18 protein-coding genes are annotated in these 19,200 nt (G+C 47.1%); 7 read left to right on the top strand and 11 right to left on the bottom strand.

Annotation, left to right across the window (positions count from 1 at the left end):
• Positions 1-115: 115 nt before the first annotated feature.
• Together ACLHR0_RS19470 and ACLHR0_RS19475 are read right to left on the bottom strand one after the other, a co-directional pair.
• Positions 116-1,009, bottom strand: coding sequence for a class I SAM-dependent methyltransferase (locus ACLHR0_RS19470; protein WP_436488861.1), 894 nt, complete (start codon positions 1,007-1,009; stop codon positions 116-118).
• A gap of 25 nt (positions 1,010-1,034) precedes the next feature.
• Entirely contained in the window at positions 1,035-2,582 is a 1,548-nt protein-coding gene (locus ACLHR0_RS19475; RefSeq protein WP_429050405.1) for an acyl-CoA mutase large subunit family protein, read from the bottom strand.
• 22 nt (positions 2,583-2,604) lie between these two features.
• Between ACLHR0_RS19475 and ACLHR0_RS19480 the strand changes: the two genes are divergently transcribed.
• Entirely contained in the window at positions 2,605-3,588 is a 984-nt protein-coding gene (locus ACLHR0_RS19480; protein WP_436488863.1) for a M23 family metallopeptidase, read from the top strand.
• Here the strand turns inward: ACLHR0_RS19480 and ACLHR0_RS19485 are convergent, their stop codons facing one another.
• The 4 genes from ACLHR0_RS19485 to ACLHR0_RS19500 all read right to left on the bottom strand — a co-directional run bounded on the left by ACLHR0_RS19485 (position 3,589) and on the right by ACLHR0_RS19500 (position 7,579).
• On the bottom strand, positions 3,589-4,122 hold the full coding sequence (locus ACLHR0_RS19485) for a hypothetical protein (protein ID WP_436488865.1): 534 nt from the start codon (positions 4,120-4,122) through the stop codon (positions 3,589-3,591).
• A 141-nt stretch (positions 4,123-4,263) separates the two neighbouring features.
• The gene (locus tag ACLHR0_RS19490) at positions 4,264-5,457 is read right to left on the bottom strand and encodes a pyridoxal phosphate-dependent aminotransferase (protein ID WP_436488867.1); all 1,194 of its coding nucleotides are present in this window, start codon (positions 5,455-5,457) and stop codon (positions 4,264-4,266) included.
• Between the two features lie 154 nt (positions 5,458-5,611).
• A complete protein-coding gene (locus ACLHR0_RS19495; protein ID WP_429050401.1) occupies positions 5,612-6,337 on the bottom strand; it encodes a DUF4397 domain-containing protein in 726 nt (241 codons plus the stop codon).
• Positions 6,338-6,361: 24 nt separating this feature from the next.
• A complete protein-coding gene (locus ACLHR0_RS19500) occupies positions 6,362-7,579 on the bottom strand; it encodes a serine hydrolase (protein ID WP_436488869.1) in 1,218 nt (405 codons plus the stop codon).
• A 213-nt stretch (positions 7,580-7,792) separates the two neighbouring features.
• Here ACLHR0_RS19500 and secDF point away from each other — a divergent pair, with 213 nt between their 5' ends.
• Positions 7,793-10,942 carry a protein translocase subunit SecDF gene (gene secDF / locus ACLHR0_RS19505; RefSeq protein WP_436488871.1) on the top strand — a complete coding sequence of 1,050 codons (3,150 nt, stop codon included), beginning with the start codon at positions 7,793-7,795 and terminating at the stop codon, positions 10,940-10,942.
• A gap of 91 nt (positions 10,943-11,033) precedes the next feature.
• Here the strand turns inward: secDF and ACLHR0_RS19510 are convergent, their stop codons facing one another.
• The 5 genes from ACLHR0_RS19510 to nusB all read right to left on the bottom strand — a co-directional run bounded on the left by ACLHR0_RS19510 (position 11,034) and on the right by nusB (position 13,999).
• The gene (locus tag ACLHR0_RS19510) at positions 11,034-11,336 is read right to left on the bottom strand and encodes a HesB/IscA family protein (protein WP_429050398.1); all 303 of its coding nucleotides are present in this window, start codon (positions 11,334-11,336) and stop codon (positions 11,034-11,036) included.
• Between the two features lie 152 nt (positions 11,337-11,488).
• Positions 11,489-12,085: a dephospho-CoA kinase gene (gene coaE / locus ACLHR0_RS19515; protein WP_436488874.1), complete on the bottom strand. Its 597-nt coding sequence runs from the start codon at positions 12,083-12,085 to the stop codon at positions 11,489-11,491.
• 131 nt (positions 12,086-12,216) lie between these two features.
• Complete coding sequence (gene yajC, locus ACLHR0_RS19520) at positions 12,217-12,561, bottom strand: preprotein translocase subunit YajC (protein ID WP_079473333.1); 345 nt, start codon at positions 12,559-12,561, stop codon at positions 12,217-12,219.
• 30 nt (positions 12,562-12,591) lie between these two features.
• Entirely contained in the window at positions 12,592-13,032 is a 441-nt protein-coding gene (locus ACLHR0_RS19525) for a DUF1573 domain-containing protein (protein WP_370907954.1), read from the bottom strand.
• A gap of 37 nt (positions 13,033-13,069) precedes the next feature.
• Positions 13,070-13,999, bottom strand: coding sequence for a transcription antitermination factor NusB (nusB, locus tag ACLHR0_RS19530; RefSeq protein ID WP_370907953.1), 930 nt, complete (start codon positions 13,997-13,999; stop codon positions 13,070-13,072).
• A gap of 478 nt (positions 14,000-14,477) precedes the next feature.
• Here nusB and ACLHR0_RS19535 point away from each other — a divergent pair, with 478 nt between their 5' ends.
• The 5 genes from ACLHR0_RS19535 (at position 14,478) to ACLHR0_RS19555 (ending at position 19,127) form a co-directional block, all read left to right on the top strand.
• Entirely contained in the window at positions 14,478-14,759 is a 282-nt protein-coding gene (locus ACLHR0_RS19535) for a co-chaperone GroES (RefSeq protein ID WP_079473337.1), read from the top strand.
• A 50-nt stretch (positions 14,760-14,809) separates the two neighbouring features.
• On the top strand, positions 14,810-16,447 hold the full coding sequence (gene groL / locus ACLHR0_RS19540) for a chaperonin GroEL (protein ID WP_370907952.1): 1,638 nt from the start codon (positions 14,810-14,812) through the stop codon (positions 16,445-16,447).
• A gap of 126 nt (positions 16,448-16,573) precedes the next feature.
• Positions 16,574-17,053, top strand: coding sequence for an FKBP-type peptidyl-prolyl cis-trans isomerase (locus ACLHR0_RS19545; RefSeq protein ID WP_429050395.1), 480 nt, complete (start codon positions 16,574-16,576; stop codon positions 17,051-17,053).
• Positions 17,054-17,118: 65 nt separating this feature from the next.
• Entirely contained in the window at positions 17,119-17,595 is a 477-nt protein-coding gene (locus ACLHR0_RS19550) for an FKBP-type peptidyl-prolyl cis-trans isomerase (protein WP_370907950.1), read from the top strand.
• 104 nt (positions 17,596-17,699) lie between these two features.
• Entirely contained in the window at positions 17,700-19,127 is a 1,428-nt protein-coding gene (locus ACLHR0_RS19555; RefSeq protein WP_429050394.1) for an L-serine ammonia-lyase, read from the top strand.
• The last annotated feature ends 73 nt before the right edge of the window (positions 19,128-19,200 follow it).

Here is a 19,200-nt window from a genome sequence, read left to right on the forward strand (position 1 = left end):
AAGCGGATATCCGCTTATATCTCCCCAAATCTTTTTAAAATCAAAATAAAATCCCAAAAGTAAAATCTGCAAAATCAGTAAAATCAGCGTAATCCTGAGAAAGACAAAATCCGCTCTAAACCTTGCATTCGTAAACAATAGAGCTGCACCGGTCCACGGTTTTCAGGCCTTTGCGATAGGAGCGGAAGCCATGGAAGAAGCCCTGCAGGAGCCGGCTTTTGCCGGTTTTGTATTTTTCGCTGAGCAGGCTTACGTAGAAGCCGTCGAATACCATCGGGTGTTTTTTGGCCAGTTTGATATGATGCTGTGCAAGTAGTTTTTCCATGGAGCCCGGCGAGAAATGATAGAGATGCCGGGGCACATCGTAGGCGGCCCAGTATTCTCTATAATAGTCGGCGTCGGAGGAGGTGTAGTTGGGAACGGCGATCAGCAGCGCGCCTCCGGGTTTCAGCAGGGTGCGGATGTGATCCAGGTAGCCGTGCAGGTCGTGTACGTGTTCCAGTACATGCCACATGGTAATGGCATCAAATTGCTGCGCAGGTAAAGCATACAGCTGTTCAATGGGCAGTGCCTCCACTTTGTAAATTTCTTTGGCGTTGCGGCGTGCATTTTCATCGGGTTCGAGGCCGGTGACAGTCCAGCCGCCGGTTTGCATATAATGCAGGAATGCCCCGGTGCCGCTGCCTATATCCAGCAGGGTGCCTGTTTTTATACCGCAGGCATTGCGCACCCAGTTTTGTTTGGAGCGCAGCGTAATTTTCCTGACACTGTGATATAAACGGTTAATGAGTCCCTGCTTTGTTTCAGAGTGGGAAATATATTCCTGCGACTGATAGTAGCGGCCTATGTGGGCGCTATCGGGCACCTTTTGTGTAAAGCGGCCGCCACAGCCTCCGCAATGGAAGATGTTGAATGTTTCTTTCGATACGGTGTAATCTTTGGCGGTAAGCGCTTCATGTATCTGTGACGAACCACAAAGCGGACAGTTGTTGTAATAGATTAAACTCATTGGACTATTGAATACGCTTATATAATTATTTATACTCTCCCCAAACTTCCCGCAGTACATCTGCAATTTCTCCGAGGGTACATAAGTGTTCCACTGCGGTTACTACAAGGGGCATCAGGTTTTCATCGGTGCCGGCAGCCAGCCGGATCTGTGCCAGCGCGTTTTGCACGGCTGCATTATCGCGGCGTTCCCGTAAGGATTTCAGGCGTTCCGACTGTAAGGTACGGATGCTGTCGTCGATGCGGAATACTTCCGGTGTTACCTGGTCTGATGCTGTAAATTTATTGACACCGATGATTATTTTCTCATTATTTTCAATTTCCTGCTGGTACCTGTATGCGCTCTTTGCTATTTCATCCTGGATGAAACCCTGTTCTATGGCGCTTACAGCCCCACCCATCGCATCAATTTTATGAATCAGTTCCCAGGCTTTGGCTTCTACTTCGTTGGTAAGTGCTTCCACATAAAAAGAACCTGCCAGCGGATCTACGGTATCTGCCACGCCGCTTTCGTAGCCAACGATCTGTTGGGTGCGGAGCGCGATGCGTGCCGCTGCTTCGGTGGGTAACGACAAGGCCTCGTCGTAGCCGTTGGTGTGCAGCGACTGTGTACCGCCCATTGTAGCGGCCAGCGTTTGAATGGCTACACGTACAATATTATTCTGTGGCTGTTGTGCGGTGAGGGTGCTGCCGCCTGTTTGCGTATGGAACCGCAGCATCTGTGCTTTCGGATCGGTAGCGCCCAGCGATTGGGTGATATGCGCCCACATGCGGCGTGCTGCGCGGAATTTGGCTACTTCTTCAAAGAGATGATTATGTGCATTAAAAAAGAAAGACAACCGCTTGGCAAATACATTGATATCCAGTCCTGTGTCCAGTGCTGCTTTCAGATAGGCCTTCCCGTTAGCCAGCGTGAAAGCCAGTTCCTGCACAGCGTTGGCGCCGGCTTCCCGGATATGATAACCGGAAATAGAAATGGTATTCCACTTGGGCACTTCTTTGCTGCAATAGGCAAAAATATCGGTAATGAGCCGCATGGAGGGCTTTGGCGGATAAATGAAAGTGCCCCTGGCAGCGTATTCTTTCAGGATATCGTTCTGGATGGTGCCGGAAATCTTTTTCAGGTCGGCGCCCTGCCGCTTGGCGAGCGCGATATAAAAAGCCAGCAGGATAAACCCGGTGGCGTTGATGGTCATAGAGGTGGAGATCTGCTCCAGTGAAATATCTTTGAACAGTATTTCCATATCTTCCAGGGAATCTATGGCTACGCCTACTTTTCCCACTTCACCTTCCGACATCGGATGATCCGAATCGTAACCAATTTGTGTAGGCAGGTCGAAAGCCACGCTCAGTCCCATAACGCCCTGTCCCAGCAGGTAGTGATACCTTTTATTCGATTCTTCCGCCGTGCTGAAGCCCGCGTATTGCCGCATGGTCCACAGTTTATCGCGGTACATGGTGGCGTGTATGCCACGGGTGTAAGGAAAATCGCCGGGCTGCTCGTCCATAGGCACCGGCTGTGTGTATACCGGTGCTATTACAATGCCTGAATCGGTTTGAATGGTTTTTTCCATAGTATCTAAAACTAGCGTTGCAATGTTACATAATTATTATGGTACTTCGCCGCTGAGAAAAATATTGATATTTTGTGTGAAAGTTTGGCAGGATACTATGATCATTTACTGTTTATTAGGCGCAACGATCGCGCTGGCGTTGTATAGTTTATATCTTGTCTGGAAAGCAGGAAGCCGCCGGCTGGCAGCCACCTACAGCTATTTGCTGCTGGGGCTTTCGCTGGGCTGGTTCCTGTATTTATATGGTACCTGGGTGTACCTTTCTATTTATGCCAAGTATGTTTTTGGCGGACTTTTATTGCTGAACATGGCCGCTTATGCAGTGCGTAAGCACGATCATGCGGCTAAACCTACGCCGCGGTGGAAACAGGTCAGCAATGGCATTCTTACCTTTATTTTTGTCGTAATGTCTGTGCTGTACTTTACCGGTACTACCGGTAAACCAGCGCGGGTAGCGCTGGCATTTCCGTTTAAGCCGGGTAAATACTTTGTGTTGCAGGGCGGTAAAGGGTTACCTACCAACGTGTTCCACTTTAGTCTGCGGGGGGCTGTTTATGCGATGGATATCGTGAAACTGAACAACTATGGCGGGCGCGCAGGGAAAATATTTTCCCGTAAGCTGGAAGACTATGTGATTTTCGGCGACACGGTATATGCGCCTTGCGACGGGCTGGTGATGAGGGCGTACAGCAATAACCCGGATAATATACCACCTGCCATGAACCGCGGGCCTAAAAACACCAACCAGGTATTACTGGAAACGCCCGGGTATTACGTGTTTATGGCGCACCTGAAAATGGGAAGCGTGGTGGTACGGGAAGGGCAGTATGTAAAGCGGGGCGACCCGCTTGGCTGCGTCGGCAATTCAGGCTTTAGCTCAGAACCTCACCTGCATATCCAGGTGCATGCTAAAAAGGCCGGCATTCCCTGGTACCAGGGAATGCCGTTGTATATCTTATTTAATGGAAAAAGTTACCTGTTGAATGAGGTGATTAACGCGAAGTGATTACCGCATCAATCTTTTTGCTTCCGCATTAATGATCTGGGAAGTGAGTTCGGCAGGAGATTCGCCGGCCTGTAAAAATACCTCCAATATCTGTTTGTTCAGTTCCATAGCGGGTGCATCCGGAGGCAGTTGCACGGCTACCTGGTTGATCACGGAGATGGTTTGTTCCTTTAATGTTTTCACCGCTTCCCATGTCATGGCCGACACATAGATCTGCTGGGTAACGTTATGTTCGTATTCTGCCTTGATTTGCTGTACCATCGCGATCTGCATATCCACGGCGGTTAAGCCCGGCTGATAAGTGCGTCCTATCAGGCTTTGCGGCGTGATGCGGTCTACATAAAGCGCCATTCTCTCGTAGGCCTGCAGCTGTAAGGGAAGCACGGCAGCATTTACCGGCTGTTCTTTGCTGTCGGTTGTGGTATCTGCTGTTTTATTCTTCTTAAAAAGATCTCTTACCGTTGGGTATACGATTGTCACTGCTCCAACTGCGAGTGCGATGTATAATAGTGTATTCAAGTCAAGACTGCCCATCATATTACTTTATGTGCACAAATATATATAAAGATATTTATATATTGTAGGATACCGGTTTAAAATAAAAAGGATTACCGGGAGATGTGTACTTTATAACATCCGCCGGTAATCATATTCATCACAAAGATGATCGTTTTGTTAAGCGAGTTTCCCCAGCCAGGTTTTCATTCTTTCCACTCCTTTCTCCAGTTTGTCCATGCCGGTGGCATAAGACAGGCGGATGCAGTTGGGTTGCTGGAAAGCGCCACCGGTAACAGTAGACACGTGGGCTTTATGCAGGAGGTACATGCAAAGGTCGTCTGCGTTTTTAATGTGCGCGTCTTCAAATGATTTGTTGAAGAATGCGCTTACATCCGGGAACATATAAAATGCGCCTTCCGGGTCATTTACCTTTAAACCGGGGATGGTTTTCAGGGCTTCATGAATGTAGGCGCGGCGTTTTTTGAATTCAGCAACCATTTCCACGGCGGTGGTCAGTTCGCCGGTGAGGGCTGTGATGGCGGCGCGCTGGGTGATAGAGCAGGTGGCCGACGTGAACTGGCTCTGGATCTTATCACAGGCTTTGGCAATATCCAGCGGTGCGGCGAGGTAGCCCAAACGCCAGCCGGTCATGGCAAAGCCTTTACTCAGGCCGTTGATGATGACCGTGCGGTTGATCAGATCTCCGAACTGCGCAATGCTTTCATGTTTGCCTTCGTAGTTGATGTATTCATATATTTCATCGGAGATGATGAAGATCTGCGGGTGTTTGGCGAATACGGCAGCCAGTCCTTCCAGTTCTTTTTTGGAATATACGGAACCGGTAGGATTACAGGGAGAGGAGAACATGAACAGCTTTGTTTTTGGTGTGATAGCTGCTTCGAGTTGCTCCGGTGTAATTTTATAATTGCTTTCGATACTGCAGGGAACAAATACCACTTCACCCTGGCAGAGGCTCACCTGTTCTGAATAGGTAACCCAGTAAGGGGTGGGGATGATCACTTCATCGCCGGGGTTTACAATGCTGAGCACTGCATTGGCCAGGCATTGCTTGGCGCCTGTGGATACTACAATTTGCTCCGGCGTATAGTCAAGACCGTTATCTCTCTTTAATTTGTGTACTACTGCCTGTCTTACGTCTGCATAGCCAGCCACGGGTGTATAGTGTGTAAACCCTTCATCAATTGCTTTTTTGGCGGCTTCGCGGATGTGTGCCGGGGTGTCAAAGTCCGGTTCTCCGATGCTGAGGTCCACAATATCTATCCCCTGGGCTTTCAACTCGCGGCCGAGTTTAGCCATTTTAATTGTTTGCGGCTCCGAAATCCGTGACAGCCTGTCTGCTAGTTGATTCATATCATTACATTGAATTGACCGGAACAAACGTACAGAAAAAAACCAGATAATACATGGAAAGATCATTCCCGGCTGCTGTACAAACGCAGAACGGGCCGGATAACCGGCCCGTTCTGCGTTTTATGTTACTGCTTTTTACAGCAATGTAATATTGTTAGTATAAACTGAACATAGCGTTGGTAACCAGTTTGTCGGTACCGGTGCTGCCTTTAACGCCTACGATGTAAATGGTATAGAAGTTACCTGCGTTGAAACTGCCGACACGAAGATCAGTGCTGCTTGCCGTGGCAAGTACGGTACCAGTGCCAGCTTCCTTGATGGTGATGGCATTGTTTACACTGAAGCTGTTGAACAGTTTGAAAGCGCTGGCAGAAGATACATCGCCGTTAAAGTAAACGCGGTTGCTGTCGATTTTTTCAGTACCGATGAATACATCTACCGGGCCTGCGTTTGCGCTCAGGTTCAGGAAACGGATACCGATTTTATCGCGGCTGTAGTTGGATTGATCTGTTTTGATAATAGCAGATCTCATGGGGCTTTTATCCCAGATCAGGTAAGTATAGTACTGTGTGGAGTCGAAATTGTAAGTAGTGGTGACCAGCAAGCTGTCGCCTCCTTTCTTCTTCAGGTCAAATTTGTGCAGGCCTCCGTAAACGGCGTACCGGGCGTAGAAATTATAAGTGAAATCAGTTTCTGTTACTTTCTGATCATTATCGAAGAAAGTACCTGCGATCATACTGGTGGAACTGTTCAGAATTGAAATCTGTGCCTGTGGTCTTGGTGGTGTGTAATTGTTATCGTTCTTCAGGCAGGAAGATAATCCGATGATTCCTGTCAACAGGGCCACAACTGCCCATACGCGATTTTTCTTGGTTAGCATTTTGCTCTCAGTTTTTAAATTGTGTTATTGATCGGTTGTTTTTTTATCGTTTGGTTCAAAACGGGACAGGTCCGGTAAAATGCTCTTTTTACGTTGGACTTCCGATTCATAAATTATTTCTCCCAGTGCTTTGAGAAAAGGTTTGCCTGTTTTTTCAAAAGCCGGTTGATCATCTCCCAATACACCAGTGGTATTTACAAAAACACTGGCAGACAGCAGAAATTCTGTTTTACTGGTAAAATCAACAATATATGCTGTATCGCTCAGAAATCCGTATGCCCATCCTGGTTTGTTGAAAATCCTGATGTGTTCAGGTATCCGGCTGTTCCGGTCACCTCCAAAAAGCAAAAACCTGGTATATGCCTGATAGTATTGTTCCGGATCATACACCGGATCTGTTGATTCTTCCGGGTGCTGGGACATACATCTGTACAAAAAAAGGTAATCTTTCCCTGTTAAACGGAAACGTTGACGATTTGTTACAGCTTCCGGAAAAATTATGCTGCGCAGGATATTATGCAGGTCGGAGAGGGGCAGTTTATTCCGGTGAGAGAAGTTCATGGGTTGGTGCTCGAGGTGGTCGAGGTGATTGTACCAGGCGTTCCCGGCAAAGTCTTCCCGCGGGGAAAACTCCAGGCTGCTGCAGCATGCGGGTTGCTGGTAAAGGATCCTGTTCCCTTCGCGGAAGCTGACGGCGTTGGTATGCCGGTTGGCTTCCTCGTAGAGGGGAAGTCCCACCCGGTGGCGGATCTGGGCCTGGGAATATCCCATTTCCCATAACCGGCGGTTAAAAGGTTCCTGCCCTATAAACTCGTAAAGGCGGTTATAGGCGTCGTTGTCGCTGATAAGGAATATTTTTTTTATATAATGGGCTACAGACGGGAGGCCGGAAGCCGCGGAATGGTCGTGGCGCACGCCGGTATTCACATCCGGGAGCGGCGCTGTAAAAAAAGGCGTATTGCGATCGAGGCCGGGGACCTGCAGATCGTTCAGCTTTTCCAGTGCCAGTGCCACTGCCGGCAGTTTTACCGTGGAGGCGGGATAGAAGTAGGTATCCGGCGACACACCATAATAATAGTCTGTGAAGTGAGGCCGCTGCTGCCCGTCCCGGTCTATGCGGGTAAAAATCACCTGTAAACGGTAAGTGGAAGGATCGCTGAACACAGCGCCTAACCGGCTTTTTTGACTTTTCAGCAAAGCTTCCAGAAAATTATCTGTTGCCGGATAATGTTGGGTTTGCATATATTTGTCGTTGTTATGGATTGTAAAGCAAAGGAATATATTTAAAAAGACCAGAATCCGGGAGCTGCAGATTTAAAAAAAGTGTGCCAACCAACCTGCAAAGGCAAGCGCATATTGATTTTGCGTGTCTTTTAACAAGGACTTTAATATATCGATTTAAATTCTATCTTTGCAACTCTTAAAATTTTTTTTTATAAACCCGAAACAAACAGTATGCAACTTAAAGGACTGGTAAGATTTTTTGCCATCGCACTGATCCTTATCTCTTTGTACCAATTGTCCTTCACGTTTTTGGTGCGGAACTATGAGAAGAAGATAGAGCAGCAGGCCGAGAACGATGTGGCCAAGCAATACCCTACACCTGAAAAGAAATATCCAGGCAGTTCGGAACTGCAGGGCTTCTACTCAGATACCCTCAAAGGGTTTATTAAACAGAGGAGACAAGAGATTGTGGACAGTACCAGCAGCACAAAAATTGCAGGCTTTCCATGGAATGTCACCTATACCAAGGCCAAAGAGAAAGAACTGAATCTCGGTCTGGACCTGGTAGGTGGTATGAACGTAGTACTGGAAGTAAGCGTGGAAGATGTTATCCGCGCATTATCCGGTCAATCCAAGGATGCTGCTTTTAACAAAGCGCTGGAAAGGGCAAATGAGCTGAAGAAAACTAACCAGGCCGATTTTGTTACTTTATTCGGACAAGCATACGCCGAGGTAGCACCACAGGGTAAACTGGCTTCTATTTTTGCAAATGCCTACCAGAAGGACATCACCTTCAATTCCTCCAATCGGCAGGTGCTGGACATGATCCGCAAGGAATCACGTGTTGCCATTAAGAATACCTATATCGTACTGCAAAAACGTATTGATAAATTTGGTGTGGCACAACCTAATATCAGCCTGGATGAAAATAAAGGACTGATCTCCGTGGAACTCGCCGGTGTTGATAACGCCGCCCGTGTACACAAATACCTGCAGGCAACTGCCAACCTGGAATTCAGGGAAGTATACAAGAACTCTCCGGAGTTTATCCAGAATGTATTATCCCCGGTGAACGATGCTGTAAGAAATGCTAAGGCCGCAGTTACCGCTGCTCCTGCCGCTACACCGGATTCAGCTGCTGCTGCTACCACCGCTGCTGCGAAGGATACCGGTAAAGATGCCAGCCTGACAGATTATCTGTCTAAAAAAGATACCAGCAAAAATGCCAGCAAAGAACTGCAGCTGAAAGAACAACAGGCGCAGAACCCGCTGTTCATGGTATTATTCCCTAACGTAGACCCACAATCCGGCTCAGTTTATCCGGGTCCGTCTATTGGAAGGATTTTACCAAAAGATACCGCTACTTTCAACCGTTACATGGAACTGCCGGCTGTAAAGTCGATCCTGCCGAAAGACCTGGTATTTGCGTTTGGTGCTGAAAATAAAGAAGATAAACACGGACCTTTAGCGGTATATGCGCTGAAAGTGAACCCGGCCAGCCCTGAACCCCGTGTTGGTGGCGCAAGCATCGTTGATGCCCGTCAGGACATGGACCAGAACAACCAGCCGGAAATCAGCATGACCATGGATAATGAAGGCGCCCACCAGTGGAAAAAACTGACCGGTGAACTGGCTCCTACCAATCCAAAAGATCCCGCTACCTTTAATTATGTAGCAGTAGTGCTCGATAACATCGTTTACTCTGCTCCTTCTATACAGGGTGAAATTGCCGGTGGCCGTTCCTCTATCAGTGGTAGCTTTACCATTGAAGAAGCGAATGACCTCGCCAACATCCTGAAATCCGGTAAGATGCCGGCTCCTGCACAAATTGTACAGGAACAGATCGTAGGACCAACCCTAGGCGCTGAATCTATTGCCGCCGGTGCGAAGTCCTTTATGATCTCCTTCGGAATCATCTTCGTACTCATGCTGGTGTACTACAACTCAGCCGGCTGGGTAGCTAACATTGCACTGGTACTGAACCTGCTGTTTACCTTTGGTATCCTGGCTTCTATGGGTGCTACGTTAACAATGGCCGGTATTGCCGGTATGGTACTCACCATCGGTATGGCGGTAGATACCAACGTAATCATCTTTGAAAGGATCAAGGACGAGCTGACGCATGGTAAATCTTACCACGATGCCGTGGCGGAGGGCTACAAACGCTCTTATGCACCTGTACTCGATGGTCACGTTACCTCCTTGCTCACCGCCTTCATCCTGTTCTACTTCGGTTTAGGTCCGGTACTGGGCTTCGCCACCACACAGATCATAGGATTGTTCCTGTCCCTGTTCTGCGGTATCCTGGTTTCCCGTATGGTAACTGATTTCTGGATGAAGAGAAAAAGACATTTTGAATACTTCACACCTATTTCCCGTAAGGTATTCAAACATGCCGCTTTTGATTTCGTAGGCAAACGTAAATATGCTTATATCATCTCCGCCTTTGTAATGGTGGCAGGTGTTTCTTCCTTCTTCCATGGCTTCGACCACGGTATCGATTTCTCCGGCGGCCGCAGCTATACTGTTCGCTTTGAGCACCCGATGAACCGCGAAGAAGTGGCAGATGTGCTGAAGAAAGAATTTGACTCAGAAGTATTCGTTAAAACTATCGGCAGCACCAACCAGCTGAGCATCACTACTGCTTACAAAATTGAGCAGCAGAGCCTGGCGGTGGATAAAGAAGTGGCTGATAAGTTATATAATGGCCTGAAGAAGTTCTATGACGCTTCCGTAACGCCTGACGTATTTACCTCCCGTTACATTGTAGGTTCGCAAACAGTATCGCCTACCATTTCCGATGACCTGCGTGCAGGTGCGGTGAAGGCAACGATCCTGTCTATTGTGGTGATCTTCCTGTACATCCTGTTACGTTTCAGCAAGTGGCAGTACTCTATCGGTACTATCTTCTCTTTGCTGCACGACGTACTGGTTACGCTGGCAGTATTCTCCTGGTGCAGATCCTTTGTACCGTTTACACTGGAAATTGACCAGCATTTTATTGCTGCGATCCTGACGGTGATTGGTTTCTCCATGAACGATACCGTGATTGTGTTTGATCGTATCCGTGAGTACTTCAGGACCGGCGCTCATGGCCGCGACAGGGATACCGTGATCAATAAAGCGATCAACGATACCCTGAGCCGTACCATTATGACGTCGCTGACCGTATTCCTGACCATCCTGATCCTGTTTGTATTTGGTGGTGAAGTTACCCGTGGTTTCGCTTTCGCGATGCTGATTGGTGTGATCACCGGTACTTACTCTTCTATCTTCGTTGCGGCACCGGTACTGGTTGACTTCGACAAGAAGAATCAGCTGGCTAACGAAGGTGAGTCAGTGGAAGTGGTGGCCAAGAAAACGGCTCCTGCTGCCAAATAACTAAGATCTAACTGAAATAATGTTTGATAAATAAAAACCTCCTGGCTTGCCAGGAGGTTTTTTTATGCAGTATCTTTTTGGGAGATATTTATCAGCTGGCCGGCTGCCTGAATACAAACCCGGCGGCTTCGCTTCCCTGCTGGTAGTCTATTTCCATGCCCATGAGGTACATGCCATGTGCTTTTTTCATGATCACAGGGATGCCGGATATCTCAAAGAGGTCGTCGTCTTCCATGCGGGCATCGAAGCCGAGCATATAGGCAACACCGGAACAACCTCCGCCTTTTACGCCTACCCGCAGGTAGGGGGCTTCTGTATTCCCCTGTAACAATTGTTTCACTACTTCAGCAGCACTGGCCGTAAGTTGAATGGGAGACCTGTTCACGTTATCCATTATCCGTATTTTTTTCAAAGTTAGAGAAAACCAGGGGCGGTTTTGCCTGCTGGTATACCCGAGGTAAGTGGTGGGTGTAGTTAACGCAAAAACGCTTTAAACACGGCCTAAACCGTGGTCATGTACAGCTTTGAGGTGGACTTGAAGCGCAATTACTTTGCTGTGGCCAGTTCCAGGAACTTTTTATGGAGGTCGAGTACCTGCGGAATCACCATATGCTGCTCATCGTTATAGATCACGTGGTCGCTGAGGCGCATTTTAATGGTTTCGTCAATTTGCTTGTACATACGTGCCAGTACTTCATTGCGGGTTACGTTGTCGCGTTTCATGACGCGGTGTACGCGCAGTGGCTGGGGGGCGAAAACGGCGATTACCTGATCGAGGTGGTGGAAGGATTCTGTTTCAAAGAGGAGAGCGGCCTCTTTCAGTACGTAGGGAGTGTGTTGTTGTTGGGCCCAGTTGTCGGAATCCCGTATGGTGGCCGGGTGTACGAGGGAGTTGAGGAGAGCGAGTTTGTCTTTGTCGTTGAAAACGATATTTCCGAGGAGTTTGCGGTTTAAGGCGCCGTGGGCATCGTACATTTCTTCGCCGAAGTGGTGTTTTACCTGTGCAGCCAGTTCGGGGTCGCGGACCATAATATCTTTGGCCCGGTCGTCCGCGTAGTATACGGGAACGCCCAATAATTCGAATATTCTACTAACGGTGCTTTTGCCGGAGCCAATGCCTCCGGTGATTCCAATCTTTAACATAGCCCCCAATTTATAAAAAAATACGAATTACCCATATGAATTACGGAGTTACGGGCAGATGCCGTGGAATAGATCCGCGAAAATCATCTGCCTGTAACTCCGTAAACAGTAATTACTCTGATTCGTAATGCTTATTTAGTTTCAGCTGCTTTTTGCTGAGCAGTGGTGTATTCCATGCTGATAGCAGAGCGTTCGATAGTGAAGCTGGTGCCTGGGCTAACTTCCATCAGAACGGTGTTGTTGTCGTTCATTTTCTTCACTTTACCGTGGATACCGGCGATAGTGACGATTTTATCACCTTCTTTCAGGTTATCGATAAATTGTTTCTGCAGTTTTGCTTTTTTAGTTTGAGGCCTAATCATGAAAAGCCACATAACGACAATCATACCGCCAAAAAACAGGAAAGAAACCCAGGAGTTACCACCGCCTTGGGCACCGCCCTGAGGCGCCATTAATAAAATGTTCAGGATGTTCATCTCTATAATTGATTTAATAGTTTAGTCGGACTATTTGGTAATGATATTGCATTGGATCTTAGGTCCTACCACATAACCGTCTTTATTGTTGATTTTAACAGAAATTTCTTTCTCGGTATAGCCTGATTTTCCGTGGCTGTCGAAAATAACCTTCATGTAACCGGACTGACCGGGTTTGATGGGTTCTTTTGGCCATTCCGGTACGGTACAACCGCAGCTGGAGATGGCATCTTCGATGAGCAGCGGGCTGGTGCCTGTATTGGTGAATTTAAAGGAGTACTCTACTTTTTCACCTGCTACAATTTCTCCAAAGTTATGCACCTTTTCTTCAAAGGTGAGTGCGGAGGATTGACCAGTTTCGATTTTTTGTCCGTTACCGGCTGCCTCAGCAGCGGTATTATTTTTTGCACTATTGTTACAAGCCGCCATCAGCAGGCTTCCACAGGCGAGTAAACAGAACAGTTTTTTCATGGCATTGCTATTTTACGGTAAAAATAACTTTTCCCACTTACTTTTTCGGACGGTCCTGTTTCTGTACCAGCTGTTCTTTTTCCAGGTCTTTCAGAATGTTATCCAGGATACCGTTGATAAACTGGCCGCTCTGAGGTGTGCTATAGGCTTTCGCCAGGTCTATATATTCGTTGATAGTTACTTTGGTAGGAATGGTGGGGAAGTAGAGAAACTCGCATACACCCATTTCCATCAGTAACATATCTACTGCAGCGATACGTTCAGAATCCCAGTTTTGTAATTTGGGCTTGATCAGTTCGAGGCAGTATTCCTTTTTGTCGATTACTGTGAGCAGAAGTTCCTTTGCATAATCCAGTTTTTCTTTACTGATCAGCTGCAGGAAATTGAAGAGATGCGGCTTATTGAAATAATTATTGATCAGAATGCCCATCATTTCTTCGTCGTCGCCCCAGTGGAGGAAGGTATCTTCCATGTGTTGAAGGAACGGCTCGCTTTTCGCCAGTATTTCTTTATAGATGAATTCCAGTATTTCCTTTTCACCGGCTTTAGTGCGGCTACCTTCCGCCGCGTAGGCTTTGTAGGTATCTGTGGCTACCAATTGATTATAAAGCTTTCTGAGCAGATCATCATCTGTTTGCAGCTTCATTTTCCATTGGTCCAGGTTTACCTGGAAGCCTTTGTCGCTGGTTATCTGGTAAATAAACTCATTTCCTGCAATTTTGGTGTTCACCTGCAGGTCCTCGGCAGAGGGTAAGTGTTTGGAAGCACGGGCGTGCGCATCAATTTCGGCGTATTGTGCTACCTGTACCACTGAGTTAAGTAAGTAGGTAAAGATCTGACAGGTTTGGTCCAGCTTTTCGTTTAAAAGTCTGGTGGCCGTGCCTGGCTTAATACTGCTTTGCTCCATCGTTTCCAGGGCATAAAGTGTTTGCATTACTTTTACCCGGATATTTCTTCTACTGATCATCTTATAAAAAAGAACTGGTATAAGGGCGCAAAAGTAGAGAAAAATTTCCATATTCGAAGCGGAGTTTGTCGCGGAGCTTGCCGCGGAGGTTGTCTTTCTCACTGATTCCCCTGATTATACTGATTAATTGTTTTTTTGATTTTTTTTAATGATTTTTAGAAAGATGTATTTATGCGCCTTATTATTCCTGGAAAAATACCCTGGTTGGTTAATAATAAATCAAGAGAATCAGGGCAAAAGACAATCTTCGCAAAAAAATAATATCCTTTTAATCAGCATAATCAGGGGAATCAGTGAGAAAGACAAAATCCGCGAAATCCGCCTAGCTGTCATTTTTTCGGGTTGTTTGTCATGATTTGTCAGTATGGAAGCAAGTCGATACCTTCGTGACCTGTAAATTTGACCCGAAAACCGCCTTGGCACAATTCTCGTGGACGGAAGGAACAATCACAAACATCTTTTTTAAATAAAAACTACTATGGCTAAACAATTAAGTATTAAACCTTTAGCTGACAGGGTAATCGTGAAACCTGCAGCAGCAGAAGAGAAGACAGCTGGTGGTATCATTATCCCCGATACTGCAAAAGAAAAACCTGTGAGAGGCACCGTGGTGGCTGCCGGTCCTGGTAAAAAAGATGAACCGATCACTGTAAAGGTAGGTGATACTGTACTCTATGGTAAATACTCTGGTCAGGAACTCCCTATCGAAGGCGAAGATTACTTAATCATGCGTGAATCTGATATCCTGGCGATCGTTTAAGAGCTGTCTGCGATATGAATTAATTCCTAAAAGAAAAATCTCAAAGTATTATGGCAAAACAAATTTTCTTCAATATAGACGCCCGCAACAAGATGAAGAAAGGCGTTGACACCCTGGCTGATGCTGTTAAAGTAACCCTGGGCCCTAAAGGCCGTAACGTAGTGATCGAGAAAAAATTCGGCGCTCCGGGTGTAACTAAAGATGGTGTTACCGTTGCAAAAGAAATTGAACTCGAAGACGCAATCGAAAATATGGGTGCGCAGATGGTGAAGGAAGTAGCTTCCAAAACTGCTGACCTGGCAGGTGATGGTACTACTACTGCTACCGTTCTGGCACAGGCTATCATCGGCGACGGTTTGAAAAACGTAGCTGCCGGTGCTAACCCAATGGATCTGAAACGTGGTATCGACAAAGCTGTGAAAGCGGTTGTTGAAAACCTGAAAAAACAGTCCGAAAAAGTTGGTAACGATACACAGAAGATCGAGCAGGTTGCTTCCATCTCTGCCAACAACGACAGCGAAATTGGTAAACTGATTGCCCAGGCAATGCAGAAAGTAACCAAAGACGGTGTTATCACTGTAGAAGAAGCAAAAGGTACCGACACTACTGTTGAAGTAGTAGAAGGTATGCAGTTCGACCGTGGTTACCTGTCTCCTTACTTCATTACCAACAGCGAAAAAATGCAGGCTGAACTGGCTAACCCTTATATCCTGATCTACGATAAAAAGATCAGCACTATGAAGGATATCCTGCACATCCTGGAAAAAGTTGCTCAGCAGGGCGCTCCGCTGGTAATCATTTCCGAAGATCTGGAAGGTGAAGCACTGGCTACCCTGGTGGTAAACAAACTGCGTGGTACCCTGAAAGTTGCTGCTGTTAAAGCTCCTGGCTTTGGCGACAGAAGAAAGGATATGCTGCAGGATATCGCTACCCTCACCGGTGGTATCGTTATCAGCGAAGAACAAGGTTACAAACTGGAAAATGCTGACCTGACTTACCTCGGTAAAGCAGAATCTATCACTATCGATAAAGACAATACTACTGTTGTAGGTGGTAAAGGCGAAAAAGAAGCGATCCAGTCCCGTATCGGACAGATCAAAGCGCAGATCGAAGTAACTACTTCTGACTACGACCGCGAAAAATTACAGGAACGCCTGGCTAAATTAAGTGGTGGTGTGGCTGTACTGTACGTTGGTGCTGCTACTGAAGTAGAAATGAAAGAAAAGAAAGATCGCGTAGACGACGCATTACACGCTACCCGCGCTGCCGTTGAAGAAGGTATCGTTCCTGGTGGTGGTGTTGCTTACATCCGCGCTATCGAAGCCCTGGATTCACTGAAAGGTGCTAACAACGACGAGCAGACCGGTATTGCCATCGTTAAACGTGCTATCGAAGAACCATTACGTCAGATCACTGCCAACGCAGGTATCGAAGGTTCTATCGTAGTACAGAAAGTGAAAGAAGGTAAAGCTGATTTCGGTTTCAACGCCCGTACAGAAGTTTTCGAAAACTTACTGGCTGCCGGTGTTATCGATCCAACTAAAGTTACCCGTATTGCACTGGAAAACGCTGCGTCTATCGCTTCTATGTTGCTGACTACCGAATGTGTAATCGCAGACAAACCGGAACCTAAATCTGCTGCTCCTGCTATGGGCGGTGGTGGCCACGGTATGGGCATGGACTACTAATATCAAGAATAATCATAAAAACTCCTGCAGGCAAGGTCTTGCAGGAGTTTTTTTATGCGGATCACCTTTCCGCTGTAACTTTATCATAAGATTTCCGTTTAATAACGAGATAGTAAACAGCAGCGGATGAATACAGTTGTAAAAATAATTTGCGCAAGCCTGCTTTTGATACTGGGCGCCTGTTCAAAGAACAGCAGCTCGGAGGAACTCAGGATGGGTGGAGTCACAGAAAATGCCATCCAGCAGTACCTGCACGAGCATAATGAAACCGCGATCCGGGACGTTTCGGGACTTTATTACCGGGTAGACGCTCCGGGAGACAGTACCCATTTCGTGAAAGCAACCTCCATCCCCACCGTTATTTATACCAATTATTTAATTACGGGCGAAGTAGTAGGTACCTCCGTAGGGCCCACCGATTTCGATCACAGGATGCTTAAAAACCACATTCCTGGCTGGCAGATAGGATTGCAGAAGATTTCACAGGGAGGAAAGATCAGGTTGTATATCCCATCCGCCCTCGCCTATGGCTCTGTGGGCGTTAACGGTGTTATCCCGCCCAACGCCATCCTTATTTCTGACCTGGAACTGGTAAGTATCCGGTAGATGTATTATCTTATACCAATTGTATTTTCACCTTTTAATTATACTAAAACTGAAACCGTAACTGTATGAAGAAAGTTTTTCTGTTGGGAGGATTATTCCTGTTAGTGCTTGCCGCCTGTTCAAAAAAAGATGATGCACCTGCCTATAACGCTATTGCACAATATGATGCTGACTCCGCAAAAATTGTAGCGTATATCGCCGCCAATAATCTCACCAATGTGCAACATGATCCCCGTGGCCTTTTTTACCAGATTATAACAAAAGGAACCGGCGATTCTGTTAATGCCGCTGCAAATGTATGGGTATCCTACAAAGGCCAGTTGCTGGATAAAACGGTTTTTGACAGCAGCGACAGCGCCAGGTTTGACCTTGATAAAGTGATCACCGGATGGACGATCGGTATTCCTAAAATCCGGAAGGGTGGAGAAATCAACCTGATTATTCCTTCTATTTATGCTTACGGCCCGACTGCCTATTCTAAAATCCCGGCGAATTCAGTACTGGTATTCAACGTGAAGCTGAAAGATTATGTGAATAAATAATGGAGAAAGAAATAACGTGAAGCGGTACCGGTTCTGCCGGTACCGCTTTTGCATTTGTATTATTCCCCCGCTTTCCGTTAATTTTACAGATAAATAAAAAATTAGTGGCACACGAATGTATTTCCGTATTTGACATTTTTAAGATAGGCGTTGGCCCTTCCAGTTCCCATACTTTAGGCCCGTGGCGCGCAGCATTGCGTTTCCTGGATCAGTTGGAGCAGGCTGGCAAACTGGCGGCCGTTAATAAAGTACAGGTATTATTATATGGCTCTCTTGCCAAAACAGGTCACGGGCATGGCACCGACATTGCGGTACAGCTGGGCCTCTGCGGGGATGATCCGGTAACTTTTGACGTGAACCAGATCAATCCTAAAATGGATGATATCCGCCGCAGCCGCCGGATGAAGATAGCGGGTAAGTATGAAATAGATTTTGATCCCGTTGAAGATATTGACTTCCTCTTTGAAGAATCCCTGCCGTTTCACCCCAATGCCCTTACTTTCCTGGTTACCCTGATGGATGGTGAACAGCTGGCTTCCACCTGGTATTCCATTGGTGGCGGTTTTGTAGTGCAGGAGGGGGATGCAGGCGGTGGCGCCCAGCAGGTGGATCTGCCCTTCCCGATAGATACTGCCCGCCAGCTGCTGCAGTGGTGCATTAAAACCGGGTACAGCATTTCTGAACTGGTGATGGAAAATGAACACGCCTGGCGTTCGGAAGAACAAACCCGGCAAGGGCTGTTGAACATCTGGCGCGTGATGCAGGAATGTACCTTCCGTGGTTGTCATACCGGTGGGGAGTTACCCGGCGGACTGAAAGTTGGCCGCCGTGCGGCAGTACTCAACAAAAAATTATTAAAGGGCCGTACCTATACTGACTATGCCTCCTGGATTGACGCCATCCGGGCGGGTGGAGAGCATTTCAGCTATACGCTCGACTGGGTTAGCTGTTTTGCGCTGGCCGTAAACGAAGAAAATGCATCGTTCGGAAGAGTAGTAACGGCGCCTACCAATGGCGCTGCAGGCGTTATTCCGGCAGTTTTACAATATTTCATTGCTTTCTGTGATGGTTTCCAGGAAGAAAAGATCCAGCAGTTCCTGCTTACGGCTTCTGAAATAGGCAGCATCTTTAAAAAGCGCTCCACCATTTCGGCAGCCATGGGCGGATGCCAGGCAGAGATAGGTGTATCTTCTGCCATGGCGGCGGCAGCGCTTACCGAGTGTATGGGAGGTTCCCAGCGCCAGGTACTGATGGCGGCGGAGATAGCGATGGAACATCACCTGGGCCTCACCTGCGATCCTATTGGCGGATTGGTACAGATACCTTGTATAGAACGGAATACAATGGGCGCCATCAAAGCAATTACGGCATCTCAACTGGCGCTGCAAAGCAATCCTGAGCTGGCAAAGGTTTCCCTTGACGCGGTAGTAAAAACCATGTGGGAAACAGCACAGGATATGAATTCAAAATATAAGGAAACTTCCGACGGAGGACTGGCTGTAAATATTCCTATCAGCCTGCCGGAGTGTTAAAAGATACCAGGTAACGAATTACAGATTTAAAAGCAGATTACGGCGAATATCGGTTATAATATAAGGAAAGAAC

It is taken from the genome of Chitinophaga sp. ARDCPP14 (genome assembly GCF_051362515.1).
Taxonomy (GTDB): domain Bacteria; phylum Bacteroidota; class Bacteroidia; order Chitinophagales; family Chitinophagaceae; genus Chitinophaga.

Bases quoted from the DNA above. Each gene is read 5' to 3' on its own strand.
- ACLHR0_RS19470 (WP_436488861.1), bottom strand. From the start codon at position 1,009: ATGAGTTTAATCTATTACAACAACTGTCCGCTTTGTGGTTCGTCACAG.
- ACLHR0_RS19475 (WP_429050405.1), bottom strand. From the start codon at position 2,582: ATGGAAAAAACCATTCAAACCGATTCAGGCATTGTAATAGCACCGGTA.
- ACLHR0_RS19480 (WP_436488863.1), top strand. From the start codon at position 2,605: ATGTTACATAATTATTATGGTACTTCGCCGCTGAGAAAAATATTGATA.
- ACLHR0_RS19485 (WP_436488865.1), bottom strand. From the start codon at position 4,122: ATGGGCAGTCTTGACTTGAATACACTATTATACATCGCACTCGCAGTT.
- ACLHR0_RS19490 (WP_436488867.1), bottom strand. From the start codon at position 5,457: ATGAATCAACTAGCAGACAGGCTGTCACGGATTTCGGAGCCGCAAACA.
- ACLHR0_RS19495 (WP_429050401.1), bottom strand. From the start codon at position 6,337: ATGCTAACCAAGAAAAATCGCGTATGGGCAGTTGTGGCCCTGTTGACA.
- ACLHR0_RS19500 (WP_436488869.1), bottom strand. From the start codon at position 7,579: ATGCAAACCCAACATTATCCGGCAACAGATAATTTTCTGGAAGCTTTG.
- secDF (WP_436488871.1), top strand. From the start codon at position 7,793: ATGCAACTTAAAGGACTGGTAAGATTTTTTGCCATCGCACTGATCCTT.
- ACLHR0_RS19510 (WP_429050398.1), bottom strand. From the start codon at position 11,336: ATGGATAACGTGAACAGGTCTCCCATTCAACTTACGGCCAGTGCTGCT.
- coaE (WP_436488874.1), bottom strand. From the start codon at position 12,085: ATGTTAAAGATTGGAATCACCGGAGGCATTGGCTCCGGCAAAAGCACC.
- yajC (WP_079473333.1), bottom strand. From the start codon at position 12,561: ATGAACATCCTGAACATTTTATTAATGGCGCCTCAGGGCGGTGCCCAA.
- ACLHR0_RS19525 (WP_370907954.1), bottom strand. From the start codon at position 13,032: ATGAAAAAACTGTTCTGTTTACTCGCCTGTGGAAGCCTGCTGATGGCG.
- nusB (WP_370907953.1), bottom strand. From the start codon at position 13,999: ATGATCAGTAGAAGAAATATCCGGGTAAAAGTAATGCAAACACTTTAT.
- ACLHR0_RS19535 (WP_079473337.1), top strand. From the start codon at position 14,478: ATGGCTAAACAATTAAGTATTAAACCTTTAGCTGACAGGGTAATCGTG.
- groL (WP_370907952.1), top strand. From the start codon at position 14,810: ATGGCAAAACAAATTTTCTTCAATATAGACGCCCGCAACAAGATGAAG.
- ACLHR0_RS19545 (WP_429050395.1), top strand. From the start codon at position 16,574: ATGAATACAGTTGTAAAAATAATTTGCGCAAGCCTGCTTTTGATACTG.
- ACLHR0_RS19550 (WP_370907950.1), top strand. From the start codon at position 17,119: ATGAAGAAAGTTTTTCTGTTGGGAGGATTATTCCTGTTAGTGCTTGCC.